Source organism: Clavibacter vidaverae (assembly GCF_047529985.1).
In the GTDB taxonomy this organism is placed as follows: domain Bacteria; phylum Actinomycetota; class Actinomycetes; order Actinomycetales; family Microbacteriaceae; genus Clavibacter; species Clavibacter nebraskensis_A.
The window spans coordinates 2416505-2428142 of record NZ_JBLJAM010000001.1 but is presented as its reverse complement, the minus strand read 5'-3'; the positions used below and the strand labels follow the sequence as shown (position 1 = coordinate 2428142).

Sequence of the window (11638 nt, the reverse complement as noted above, 5' to 3'; positions counted from 1 at the left end):
GAGGACGCCCGATGGATCCGCTCGTCGAGCGCCCCGACACCGCCGCGCCGGCCGCGCCCACGACCGCGGCCCCGGCCCCGGCTGACGCCGTCACCGCCGCCCTCCGCCGGGCGCGCCGCCGGGGCCGCACGACGATCGGCGTGCTGGCGCTCCTCCTCGCGCTGGTCGTCGTCGCCGCGCTCGCGATCGGACCCGTGCCGCTGCCGCCGTCCGCAGTCGCGGGGATCCTCGGCGAGCGCCTGCTCGGCCTCCCGCGCGGCGACTGGTCGGACTCGGCCGCGCAGATCGTCGTCGGCACGCGGGCGCCGCGGGTCGCGATGGCCGTCGTCGCGGGCGCCGTGCTCGCGGCCGCGGGAGCCCTCCTCCAGGCGCTCGTGCGGAACGCCCTCGCGGATCCGTACCTCCTCGGCCTCAACTCGGGCGCGTCCACGGGCGTCGCCTTCGTCGTGCTCGTGGCCGGCGGCGGCAGCGCGCTCCTCTTCTCCGGCGCGGCGCTCGCGGGCGCGATCGGCGCCGTGCTGCTCGTGACCCTGCTCGCGGGCGCCGCCGACCGTCGCGGTCCGCTGCGCCTGGTGCTCGCCGGGCTCGCCGTCGGGTACGCGCTCAACGCCGCGACGAGCTTCCTCGTGTTCTCGAGCGACTCCCCCGAGGCCGCGCGGTCCGTGCTGTTCTGGCTGCTCGGATCCCTCGCCAGCGTGCAGCCGCTCGCCCTCGCGGGCGCGGCCGTCGCGGCCGCGGTCGGCCTCACGGCGCTCGTCGTGGTGGCGCCGCTCGTGGACGCGCTGGCCTCGGGCGACGACTCCGCGCGCTCCGCCGGCCTCGATCCCGAGCGCGCGCGGATCGGGCTCATGGTGGGCGTCTCCGCGATGGTCGGCGTGATCGTCGCGGGCGTGGGCGGCGTCGGGTTCGTCGGCCTCGTGGTGCCGCACCTCGCCCGGCGACTCGTCGGCGGGCGCCACCGCCTCGTGATCCCGGCGGCCGCCCTGCTCGGCGCGATGCTGCTCGTCGGCGCCGACACGGTCGCGCGCACGGCCCTCGCGCCGCAGGAGATCCCGGTCGGCGTCGTCACCGGGATCCTCGGCGCGCCCTTCCTCCTCGTCCTCCTCCGCCGCGGCGGGATACGCGCGGCCTGAGCCGCCGATCCGTCCTCCATCCACCCCTCTCCCCCTTCGACGCCCGACCCAGGAAGCCCCATGACCAGATCCCCCGCGCCCCGGCGCCCGCTCCGCCGCCCGTTCGCCGCCCTCGCCTCCGCCGCGCTCCTCGCCGGGCTCGCCGCCTGCGCGCCCGCGCCCGCCAGCGCCCCCGGCGACCAGGATCCGACCGCCGGCACCTCCTTCCCCCTCACGATCACGAACTGCGGCTCGCCCGTGACCCTCGCGGCGCCGCCGCAGCGCATCGTGCTCGTGAACGCCGACGAGATCCCGAACCTGGAGGCGCTCGGCGCGGTCGACCGCGTCGTCGCGATGACCGGCTCCCTGCAGCCCGACCTCTACGACCCGGCGACCTACGACACGCTCGCGAAGGCCGACGTGCTGTCGACCGAGACGAACGCGACCGGTGGATCCGTGGTGTCGCAGGAGAGCCTCATCGGCATGCGGCCCGACCTCGTGATCGCGCCGGAGAAGGCCGTCGACCGCGCCGCCCTCGCGGCCAGCGGCATCCCGCTGTACACGCCGAGCGCGTACTGCGCGGATCCCGCCCCCGAGCTCCGCACCACGGCCACCTTCGACCGCGTCTGGGACGAGCTGCGCTCACTCGGCGCGGTGCTCGGCGCGGGTGAACGTGCGGAGCAGGCGATCGCCGACGCGGAGGCCGGCCTCGCGGATCCCGCGCCGGACGCCGGCACGGCCGCCGCGCTCTACGTCTCCTCCGGCGGCAACGTGCTCTCGCCCTACGGCGGCCCGAGCATGGTGACGCCGGTCTTCCGGGCGGCCGGCCTCCAGAACGTCTACGCCGACTCCGACGAGCGCGTGTTCGACGCGAACGTGGAGGACATCGTCGCCCGGGATCCGCGCACCGTCGTGCTCCTCTACTCCAGCGGCTCGCCCGAGGACGCGATCGCGGCGTTCCGCGGGGCGCCCGGCGTCTCGGGGCTCTCGGCCGTGCGCGACGGGCGCGTGGTGGCGCTGCGGTTCCCGTTCACGGATCCGCCGAGCATGCTGTCCGTGAAGGGCCCGGCCGAGCTCGCGGGGCTCCTGGCCGCCCTGCCGTGATCCGCGCCGAGCGCGTGCGCGTGGTCGCGGGCGGGCGCGTCCTGCTCGACGACGTCTCGTTCGAGGCGCCGACCGGATCCGTGACCGGCATCGTCGGCCCGAACGGCGGCGGCAAGACCACGCTGCTGCGGGCGCTCGTGCGCGCGGTGCCGCTCGCGGGCGGCCGCGTGACGGTCGACGGCGAGGACGTGCGCACGCGCTCGCGCCGGTGGATCGCCCGCCGGATCGCGGAGGTCGGCCAGCGCCAGGATCCCGACGAGTCCCTCACCGTGGCCGACGAGGTCGCGCTCGGCGGCCTCGCTGAGCACGGCGTGCTGCGGGCGGGCGGATCCCCGCGGGACGCCCGGATCGCCGACGCCCTCGACGCCGTCGGCCTCGCGCACCTGGCCGCCGACCGGCTCGCGACCCTCTCGGGCGGCGAGCTCCAGCGCGTCGCCCTCGCCCGCGCGCTCGCCCAGGGCGCGGGGCACGTGCTGCTCGACGAGCCCACGAACCACCTCGACATCCGGCACCGGCTCGAGGTCGTGGGGCTGATGCGGCGCATCGCCCCGACCGTGGTCGTCGTGCTGCACGACCTCGAGGTGGCCGCCGCCTGCTGCGACCACATCGTCGTGCTCGACCGCGGGCGCGTGGCCGGCGCCGGAAGCCCGAGCGACGTGCTCCGCCCCGAGCTGCTCGACGCGGTCTACGGCGTGCGCACCACCGTGATCCCGGGCGCCGACGGGCACCCCCACCTCCGCTTCGCCCTCCCCGCGCCGGGCGACCCGCTCGGCGCGACCATCCCCCTCGAGAGGAACCGACCATGACCGACACCATCCCCGCGCCCGCTGACTCCGCCCTCGCGGACGCCCGCTCCCTCGCCGCCCGCTGGGACGCGCAGCAGACCGGCTACATCCGCCACCGGGCCGAGCGGTTCGCGACCATCGCGCGCGTCGTGCGGCACGTGGCCGCGGGCGTCGACGCGCCGCGGATCCTCGACCTCGCGGGCGGCACCGGATCCCTCGCGCTGGAGATCCTCGCCGCGATCCCGGGCGCGACCGCCGTCGTCGCCGACAAGGACCCGGCGCTGCTCGCCATCGCCGCCGATCTCGCGCTGGGCGAGCCGCGCCTGGAGATCGCGGAGGTGGACCTCGCGCACGACGGCTGGGCGGATCACCCGCTCATCGCCCGGGGCGGCTTCGACGCGGTCGTCTCCTCCACCGCCCTGCACTGGCTGCAGCCGGCCGCGCTCGTCGACGTGTACCGCCGGCTGCCTGCGCTCGTGCGGCCCGGCGGCATCGTGCTGAACGGCGACCACCTCGCCTACGACGCGCACCAGGAGCCGACGCTCGCGCACATCTCCCTCGCCGACGACCGCGAGGTGCAGGACGCGGCCTTCGCGCCCGGCGGCGTCGACACCTGGGACGCGTGGTGGCAGGCCGTCGCCGACACCCCGCGCTACGCCGACGCGCTCGCCCGCCGCGACGAGGTCTGGGGCGAGGAGCTCCACATCGCGCCCCCGAAGGTCACCCTCGGCTTCCACCTGGAGTCGCTCCGCAGCGCGGGCTTTCCGGAGACGGGCACGCTCTGGCGCTACCTCGACGACGTGGTGCTGTACGCGGTGCGCGGGACGGACTGAGCACGCAGGCGCGGGTCACGCGTCCGTCAGGAACTCGAGACCCGCGCCCGACGCCAGCCGGCGCGGAAGACCAGGACGCCGCCTCCGTCGTCGTCGTCGACCCGATGTCCATCGGCGGATCGATCACCTCGCCGCCACCCTCCGGACCACGCGACCGAGCGCGAAGCAGCTCAGGGCCGTGGTCGCGATCATCACCGGGACGGCGAAGGCGATCCGCGATGGGTCGGTGAGCCCTCCCCACGACCACGGATCCCACCGCCAGAAGCGGTCCGCCAGGACGCTGCCGCCGATCAACAGGGAGACGAACGTCCCGATGATGCCCGCGGCCGTCGCCACGACGCGCCCCGCGGCGATCGTCAGCACCAGCTGGACGCATGTCCACGTGACGCCGGTCAGGACGCACATCACGACGAGCACCCGCACACGTGCCGGGTCGACCCCGACGGCGCCGAGGACCAGGAGCGGCACGACGACCGAGCAGGAGGTGACGAGCACCATGAGGGTGGCCGCGGCCAGCGCCGGCCGGACGAGGGCGACGGGCCTCGTCGCGATCGCTCGCCAGGCGGGTCGCAGCCGACCCCACACGATCAGCGGGGCGACCGATGCCACCACGGGGACGACGGCGAGCGGCACCACCTGGAGCACGCGCGCCGGGGGCTGCCAGCGCGTCATCAGGAGGATGGACGCGGTGGCGACCAGCGGCACGATCCACAGCGGAGTCCGTCGCAGGGCGACGAGGGTCGCCCGCGTGACGCTCCGCGAGGACGGCTCCCGCCCGGCCCGACGCGGGTGCCGGGCGTCGGAGCGGAGCGAAGGCGCCACGCGAGGAGCTTCGTCCTCCGCGCGCACGACGGCAGCCGGGGCGGCGAGGCGATCCACCCTCGGGAGGCTGACCTCACGGCGGCGGACGGTCACGACGAGAACGGCGAATCCGAGGCAAGCCAGGGACCAGGGGACGGGGTCGATCTGCGCCAGCGGCGACCCGGGTGTCAGCGTGATCCCGTTGGAATGGGTCCCGAAGAGCGGGATCGTCGCCCGGACCGCCCACGCGGGCGGCACGGCGAACGCGAAGGGAGACTCCGCGGCCAGCGCACCGACGACGCACCACACCGCTCCGATGCCCAGCGACGCCAGCAGGCCGAGACGGCGGCCAACGCGCACGATGACCGCCGCGACGCTCACCGAGCCCGCCCACAGGGTCGCCGCCACGGCGGCGACCCGCACCCAGGGGATCGTGGCGATGTCCTCGTGCGTCGCTCCGACGGCCAGGACCCCCACGACGGCACCGAGCGTCGTCATGAGGATGGAGAGCGCGGAGACGGCCGACTTCGCCGCATCCATCTGCCACCGGGCCACCGGGCGCCACCACGTGCCCCCGCCCCGGCAGGCGCGGTCTCCGGACTGGGAGACGGCCACCACGAGCACGGCCAGCATCGGACCGACGAACACCGCCCACGGATTCAGCCACGCGAGGACGGCCGTCCACCCCGGGGAGACGGACGCTCCGGACGACAGAAGGCCTAGCCCTCCCCCCACGACGAGCCCGGCCCACGGGATGCGCGCCGACACGTCACGACGCCAGCGGGCTTTCTCGGCGCGCAGGACCCGCGCCATCGGGAGCACGGCGCTCATCGTCCCGCGGCGGCGGTGAGCCGGAAGTACTGACGCTCGAGGTCGCCATCCGGGGCCACCTCGTGGAGCGGCCCCTGGTGCACGAGCCGTCCTCCCACCATGACACCCACGTCGTCCGCGACGGCGGCGACCTCGGCGAGGACGTGGCTCGACAGGACGACAGTCCGACCGGAGTCCGCGATGCACCGGAGGAGCCGTCGCGTGTCGGCGATGCCCTCGGGGTCGAGGCCGTTCTGCGGCTCGTCGGCGATGACGAGCTCCGGTTCGCCCAACAACGAGATGCCGAGGGCGAGCCTGCTCTTCATCCCCAGGGAGAAGTTCCGCACCGCCTTCCGGCCCGTGGAGGCCAGCCCGACCAGGTCGAGTGCTGTGTCCACTCCGCCGCCGTCGAGTCCCAGCAGGTGGGCATGGACCTGGAGGTTCTGCGCGGCCGAGAGGTGCTCGAAGAGGCTCGGCCCGTCTACGCTCGCACCGAGCCGTCCCAGCGACCGTCGGCTCCAGGGCTCGCCGAAGAGGTCGATGCCGCCGGCGCTGGGCTTCAGCAATCCGAGGATCATCTTGATCGTCGTGCTCTTGCCCGCGCCGTTCGGGCCGAGCAGTCCGTAGACGGTTCCAGGACGGACAGCGAGGCCCACGCCCTGCACCACCGTCGACCTCCCGAACCGCCGCGAGAGACCGCGGGTCTCGATGACGAGATCCGGCGGCGGCCCTGTGAGCGACGCGTCTTGACTCGCACTGATCCCACCGGACATGGTCCCGCCTTCCCGGGCTGATCGGAGGTCGCCCGCAACTGCTACAGAACGTAGCAGCTGCCCGGGTCAGAACAGGATCACGAACACCACGAGGACGCCGGAGATGCCGATGCCCGCAGCCAGCTGACGGAGCGCCGACGCGTCCCGGACAGGATCGGCGAGCGCCTGGATGCGCCTCTCGAGCACTCCGGCGCTCCCGACCATCCCGGCCACGCCGACCGGGCCGCGACCCGTCGGGGAGCCGCTCCTCCGCAGGGCCGACAGGAGCGCGCTGGCCACGCGATGGTCGCCGACGCTCCGCCGCGCGTCGGCATCCGCCCATTCCTCGGTTGCGGCGACGAGGTCCTCCCGGATCGAGCGGCCTCCGGGGATCCACCACCAGGCACGGAGGGCGCAGGAGCTCACGAACCGAAGGAGGGGATGACGGTGTCGCTGATGGGATCCCTCATGCGCGAGCACGACGTCGACGTCGGGACCATCGAGGACGGAGACGCTCGCGTGGATGCGGGGGAACAGGAGCCCCGAGACGCACGGTCCGGTCGCGTGCCGCTCGGACAGGACGCGGATGCGACCGCGACGCCCCACCACCGCGCGCGCGAGCCGACGCTCCGACACCAGCAGCTCCACCGCCCCGATGGCGAAGGACGCGACGATGGAGGCGAGGGGCACCACGGTGAGCAGCATCAGGAGGAACCCGGCGAGCGAATGCAGCGCGTCGGACGGCGGAGCGTCGGAGATCCCGTAGGCGAGCGGCATGCGCCAGGGGACCAGGACGCGCAGCGGCGTGCTCGGATCGAAGGGGACGAGGAAGGCGAGCAGGGGCGCCACCGAGACGGCGGTCGCGACATGCGCCCGGCTCCTCGGCGTGGCGCGCGACGCCCCCGTCCTGCGCCAGACGAGCCAGGCCGCCCGCACGAGGAGCGGACCCCACAGGGCGAGGACCACCTCCGGGTATCCGATCATCGCGATCTCCATGCGGCGATCAGTCCCCGCTCCCGATCACGAGCGATCCGCTCCACCGGTTCGGTCGACCACCGCCTGCAACCTCGCGACGAGCTCGTCGAACTCCGGCGATGCGGGATCGATCTGATCGACGAAGCTGCTCACCGCGACGCTCCCGAAGCCGGCGAGCAGGTCCCGGCTCGACCTCGTCGCGGCCAGGCGCGTCATCTCCTCGCGAGTGGCTGTCGTCGAGTATCGGAACGCCCGTCCGCTCTTCGTGCGCGTGAGGTGGCCCTTGTCGACCATGCGCTCCATCACGGTCTTCACCGTGGAGTACGCCTGTCGGCCCGGGAGCTCGTCGACGCACTCCGCGACGTTGGACTCACCGATCCTCCAGAGCGCCTCGAGGATCTCGTACTCGAGCGGCCCGAAGCTCGCGGCGAGACCGCGGGCTCCGGACGACGTCATGCGACAGAAGGTAGCAGGACGTGCGGGTGGAGCACGCGATCAGCGTGGGCGCTGGCGGCGAGATCCAGCGGCTCATCGCGAGGTGAGCGCCGCGTCCTGAGCCGGCGCGCCCGCGTCGATGCCCGTGACCCGCCCGTCCACCACCGTCACGAGCCGGTCGAGCGCGGCGCGGTGCACCAGGTCGTGGGTCACGAGCAGGGTCGCCGTGCCCTGCTCGTGGGTGAGGCGGGCGACGAGGTCCATGATCTCCGCGCCGCGCTCCTGGTCGAGGGCGCTCGTGGGCTCGTCCACGAGGAGCACGGACGGACCGTGGACCAGCGCGCGGGCGATCGCGACGCGCTGACGCTGCCCGCCGGAGAGCTGCGCGGGGCGCTTGCCGGCATGGGCGGCGAGGCCCACGGCGTCGAGGAGCTCGTCGGCGCGGGCGCGGATGGCGCGCCGCCGTGCGGATCCGCCGCCGCCGAGCTCCACCATCACGAGCAGCTGCTCGCGCGCGGTCAGTGACGGCACGAGGTTCGACTGCTGGAACACGATCCCGACGCTCTCCCGCCGCAGCGCCGCCGCGTCCCGCCTGCTGAGGGTCGCGGCGTCGACGTCGCCGATCACCACGCGGCCGGAGTCGGGGCGGATCAGCGTGGCCGCGACCGCGAGGATCGACGACTTCCCGGAGCCCGACGGCCCCGTGATCCCGGTGACGACCCCTGCGGGTGCGGTGAGCGAGACGCGGTCGACCGCGGTGAGACGGGCGCCCCCGTCGGGGAAGGTGAGGGTGACGTCGTCGAGGTGGATCATCGGTTGCTCCCGAGTGCGGTGAGGGGGTCGGCGTGGGTGACGGTGCGGAGCGCGACGGCGGCGCCGCCGAGCCCGAGGACGGCCATGACGGCGGCCGGCAGGAGGGTGGTGAGCGGGCTGAGCAGGAACGGGATGGTGCCGCTCGCGAGGGCGCCGAGGCCGGCGACCACGGCGATCCCCACGCCGATCCCGAGCACCAGCACGACGAGCGCCTGCCCGAGCGCGTCGCGGATGAGGGACGCGTCGGACGCTCCGAGCGCCTTCAGCACGGCGATGTCGCCGGCCCGCTGCATGGTCCAGACGGTGAAGAAGGCGCCGACCACGAGCGCGGAGACGCCGAACAGCATCGCGATCATCAGCGCGAGCGACCCGACCTCCGACTTGAAGGTCTCCAGCGCGCCGAGGCTCGCCAGCGCCGGGGAGGCGGACGTGCCAGTGGCGGCCGCGGCGGCGTCCCAGTCGGGGGATCCGGAGACGGCCAGGACGGTCGCCTCGCCGTCGCCGCCGAGCCGCTGGTCGGCCGCCGCCCACGCGTCCGGGGTCAGCGCGACGACGGGCGTGTGGCTGTACGAGGCGTCGCCGCCGATCGACGCGACGCGGTAGTCGGTGCCGGCCACGGTGATCCGGTCGCCGACGGTCGCGTGCAGCGAGCGCGCGGCGGCCGAGGACAGGCCGACCGCGTCGTCCGCGGTGGGCGCGAGGTCGGTGACGGTCGACGCCGGGGCGCCGTGCGGCACCCCGAACAGCGCGACCGCGACCGCGGACGCCGCGTCGCCCGCGGCGGTGGCCCGACCCTGGACGATGCCGACCGACGTGACCGCCGTGACGCCCGCGGTGCCCCGCCAGGCGGCGACCGTGGCGTCGTCGAGCGACGACTGCGCGAGCGACGGCTGCCCCGAGGACGGCTGCGCGAGCACGAGCCGGTCCCCCGGCAGGCCGAGGACGGCGGAGACGTCCTGCTCCGCGAGCCCGCCGGTGAGCCCGGCGAGGAACCCCACGAGCAGGGTGATGAGGGCGACGACCGCGCCGATGAGCACGAACCTCCCCCGGGCGAATCGGAGATCACGCCACGCGACGAACACGATGGACCCTTCCGGCGCCGGGTCCCTCCCGACGGCCGGGATCAGCCTCGCCGGGGCGCGCCGCGGATCCATCGGGGAGGAGTACGGTCCCCGGATCGAACTTCCGATTGATCCGCTCCCCGCCCGGCGCCCGTAGCCTTCAGGGGCCATGGCCGCCCACAGCACCCTCACCCCCGTCTTCGTGGGACTCCGCACGGGGCTGCACGTGCTGTCCGCGTCGCTGCTCACGCTCGTGGTGGTGCGCGTGCTCGTCGTCGAGGGGCCGCGGATGCCGGCGGCGCTCGCGCTCTCGGTGGCCTTCGCGATCCTGTACCTCCTCGGTGCGCGCGTGCCCGCCGCCCGCCCGACGCGGAGGGCCGCCGCCGGGGCCGTGTGGATCACCGCGCTGACCGCCGCGTGGGTGGCGCTCCTCGTGCTGGTGCCGGATGCGGCCTACCTCGTCTTCCCCCTCTTCTTCCTCTACCTCCACGTGCTGCCGCGCGTCGTCGGGCCGGTCGCGGTGGTCGTCGCGACCCTCGTCGCCGTGGTGGCGCTGGGGCTGCACGGCGGGTTCACGGTCGGCGGCGTGATCGGGCCGCTCGTCGGCGCGGGCGTCGCGCTGCTGATCGGCCTCGGCTACCGGGCGCTCGCGCGGGAGTCCGCCGAGCGGGAGGCTCTCGTCGCGGAGCTCATCGCGACCCGCGACCTCCTCGCGGCGACCGAGCGGGAGCAGGGGGTGCTGACGGAGCGCGCGCGGCTCGCGCGGGAGATCCACGACACGGTCGCGCAGGGCCTCACGAGCATCCAGATGCTGCTGCACGCCGCCGAGGCGGCCGACGGCGACCGGCCGGGCCTCGACCACATCCGCCTGGCCCGCAGCACGGCGGCCGACGGGCTGGCCGACGCGCGCCGCTTCATCCGGGAGCTCGCGCCGCCGTCGCTCGACGCCGGGCTCGGCGCCGCGCTCGGGCGCCTGGCCGCGCAGTGGCGGCGGGAGGGGCTCCGGATCGACGTGACCGTGCCGCCGCTCGACCGGCCGCTGCCGATGGCCGTGCAGACCGCCCTCCTGCGCATCGCCCAGGGCGCCGTGGCGAACGTCGTGCAGCACGCCGACGCGCGCACCGTGGAGATCGGCGTCGCGGTCACGGCCGCGCACGCGACGCTCACCGTGCGCGACGACGGCGTCGGCTTCGACCCGGCGCGCGTCGGCGAGGACGCGGGCACGACCGACTCCTTCGGCCTGCGAGCCATGGCCCAGCGGGTCGATCAGCTCGGCGGCCGCCTCGACGTCGACAGCGCGCCCGGCCGGGGCACCACCATCACCGCGATCCTGGAGGTCGAGCCGTCGTGATCCGCATCGTCATCGCCGACGACCACCCCGTCGTCCGCGCGGGCCTCCGCGCCGTGCTCGACGTGGCCGACGACATCGAGGTGGTCGGCGAGGCCGCCACCCCCGACGAGGCCGTCGCGCTCGCCGCGTCGCTCGACCCGGACCTGGTGCTCATGGACCTCCAGTTCGGGCAGGAGCGCACGGGCGCCGACGCGACCCGGCAGATCCGGGCAGTGGAGGCGGCGCCCTACGTGCTGGTGCTCACCAACTACGACAGCGACGGCGACATCCTCGGCGCGGTCGAGGCCGGGGCGAGCGGCTATCTGCTCAAGGACGCGCCGCCCGCCGAGCTGCTCGCCGCCGTGCGCGCGGCGGCGGCCGGCGAGAGCGCCCTCGCGCCCGCGGTCGCGAGCCGCCTGCTGGCCCGGATGCGGGCGCCGCGCGTGAGCCTGTCGGCCCGCGAGATCGAGGTGCTCCGGCTCGTGGCCGACGGCGCCTCCAACACCGAGGTGGGCGCGCGCCTCCACATCACCGACGCGACCGTGAAGTCCCACCTCGTGCACGTCTTCTCGAAGCTCGGCGTGAGCTCGCGGACGGCCGCGGTCGCGGCGGCCAGGGAGCTGGGGATCCTGCGCTGACGAAGGCAGGGAGCCGGGAACGACGAAGGGCCCCGGTCTCCCGGGGCCCTTCACGCGGATCGGGGGCTTCGCTCGAGGCGAGCCGCCGGATCCATCTGGCGGTGGCGGTGGGATTTGAACCCACGGTGGAGTCTCCCCCACACACGCTTTCGAGGCGTGCTCCTTAGGCCGCTCGGACACGCCACCGGG

Annotated in this window: 12 protein-coding genes and 1 tRNA gene; 6 read left to right on the top strand and 7 right to left on the bottom strand. The window is 75.0% G+C overall.

Features of this window, described 5'->3' with window-relative positions; translation table 11 throughout:
• Positions 1-11 precede the first annotated feature (11 nt).
• Genes ACMT9T_RS11680 through ACMT9T_RS11665 form a run of 4 tightly spaced genes read left to right on the top strand, consistent with a single transcriptional unit; the run spans position 12 to position 3834 of the window.
• Entirely contained in the window at positions 12-1133 is a 1122-nt protein-coding gene (locus ACMT9T_RS11680; RefSeq protein ID WP_414745686.1) for a FecCD family ABC transporter permease, read from the top strand.
• Between the two features lie 60 nt (positions 1134-1193).
• The gene (locus ACMT9T_RS11675; protein WP_414745685.1) at positions 1194-2216 is read left to right on the top strand and encodes an ABC transporter substrate-binding protein; all 1023 of its coding nucleotides are present in this window, start codon (positions 1194-1196) and stop codon (positions 2214-2216) included.
• A complete protein-coding gene (locus ACMT9T_RS11670) occupies positions 2213-3022 on the top strand; it encodes an ABC transporter ATP-binding protein (protein WP_414745684.1) in 810 nt (269 codons plus the stop codon). Before ACMT9T_RS11675 ends, ACMT9T_RS11670 begins: the two co-directional genes overlap by 4 nt.
• Entirely contained in the window at positions 3019-3834 is an 816-nt protein-coding gene (locus ACMT9T_RS11665) for a class I SAM-dependent methyltransferase (RefSeq protein WP_414745683.1), read from the top strand. Before ACMT9T_RS11670 ends, ACMT9T_RS11665 begins: the two co-directional genes overlap by 4 nt.
• 123 nt (positions 3835-3957) lie before the next feature.
• Here ACMT9T_RS11665 and ACMT9T_RS11660 read toward each other — a convergent pair whose 3' ends face one another.
• The 6 genes from ACMT9T_RS11660 to ACMT9T_RS11635 form a co-directional block, all read right to left on the bottom strand.
• On the bottom strand, positions 3958-5283 hold the full coding sequence (locus ACMT9T_RS11660; RefSeq protein WP_414745682.1) for a hypothetical protein: 1326 nt from the start codon (positions 5281-5283) through the stop codon (positions 3958-3960).
• A gap of 179 nt (positions 5284-5462) precedes the next feature.
• The gene (locus ACMT9T_RS11655; RefSeq protein WP_414745681.1) at positions 5463-6218 is read right to left on the bottom strand and encodes an ABC transporter ATP-binding protein; all 756 of its coding nucleotides are present in this window, start codon (positions 6216-6218) and stop codon (positions 5463-5465) included.
• A gap of 66 nt (positions 6219-6284) precedes the next feature.
• Positions 6285-7181: a M56 family metallopeptidase gene (locus ACMT9T_RS11650; RefSeq protein ID WP_414745680.1), complete on the bottom strand. Its 897-nt coding sequence runs from the start codon at positions 7179-7181 to the stop codon at positions 6285-6287.
• Positions 7182-7217: 36 nt separating this feature from the next.
• Positions 7218-7628, bottom strand: a complete 411-nt coding sequence (locus ACMT9T_RS11645) for a BlaI/MecI/CopY family transcriptional regulator (RefSeq protein ID WP_414745679.1) — start codon at positions 7626-7628, stop codon at positions 7218-7220.
• A gap of 72 nt (positions 7629-7700) precedes the next feature.
• On the bottom strand, positions 7701-8420 hold the full coding sequence (locus ACMT9T_RS11640) for an ABC transporter ATP-binding protein (protein ID WP_414745678.1): 720 nt from the start codon (positions 8418-8420) through the stop codon (positions 7701-7703).
• On the bottom strand, positions 8417-9502 hold the full coding sequence (locus tag ACMT9T_RS11635; protein WP_414745677.1) for an ABC transporter permease: 1086 nt from the start codon (positions 9500-9502) through the stop codon (positions 8417-8419). The genes ACMT9T_RS11640 and ACMT9T_RS11635 overlap by 4 nt, the downstream gene beginning before the upstream one ends.
• A gap of 148 nt (positions 9503-9650) precedes the next feature.
• Between ACMT9T_RS11635 and ACMT9T_RS11630 the strand changes: the two genes are divergently transcribed.
• Both ACMT9T_RS11630 and ACMT9T_RS11625 read left to right on the top strand, forming a co-directional pair.
• Complete coding sequence (locus ACMT9T_RS11630) at positions 9651-10832, top strand: sensor histidine kinase (protein ID WP_414745676.1); 1182 nt, start codon at positions 9651-9653, stop codon at positions 10830-10832.
• Positions 10829-11449, top strand: a complete 621-nt coding sequence (locus ACMT9T_RS11625) for a response regulator (protein WP_414745675.1) — start codon at positions 10829-10831, stop codon at positions 11447-11449. The genes ACMT9T_RS11630 and ACMT9T_RS11625 overlap by 4 nt, the downstream gene beginning before the upstream one ends.
• A 96-nt stretch (positions 11450-11545) precedes the next feature.
• Here the strand turns inward: ACMT9T_RS11625 and ACMT9T_RS11620 are convergent.
• A tRNA-Ser gene (locus ACMT9T_RS11620) sits at positions 11546-11635 on the bottom strand.
• Positions 11636-11638: the final 3 nt, after the last annotated feature.

Coding starts and splice junctions, on each gene's coding strand:
- ACMT9T_RS11645 (WP_414745679.1), bottom strand. CDS start 7,628: ATGACGTCGTCCGGAGCCCGCGGTCTCGCCGCGAGCTTCGGGCCGCTC.
- ACMT9T_RS11665 (WP_414745683.1), top strand. CDS start 3,019: ATGACCGACACCATCCCCGCGCCCGCTGACTCCGCCCTCGCGGACGCC.
- ACMT9T_RS11680 (WP_414745686.1), top strand. CDS start 12: ATGGATCCGCTCGTCGAGCGCCCCGACACCGCCGCGCCGGCCGCGCCC.
- ACMT9T_RS11650 (WP_414745680.1), bottom strand. CDS start 7,181: ATGATCGGATACCCGGAGGTGGTCCTCGCCCTGTGGGGTCCGCTCCTC.
- ACMT9T_RS11675 (WP_414745685.1), top strand. CDS start 1,194: ATGACCAGATCCCCCGCGCCCCGGCGCCCGCTCCGCCGCCCGTTCGCC.
- ACMT9T_RS11640 (WP_414745678.1), bottom strand. CDS start 8,420: ATGATCCACCTCGACGACGTCACCCTCACCTTCCCCGACGGGGGCGCC.
- ACMT9T_RS11655 (WP_414745681.1), bottom strand. CDS start 6,218: ATGTCCGGTGGGATCAGTGCGAGTCAAGACGCGTCGCTCACAGGGCCG.
- ACMT9T_RS11630 (WP_414745676.1), top strand. CDS start 9,651: ATGGCCGCCCACAGCACCCTCACCCCCGTCTTCGTGGGACTCCGCACG.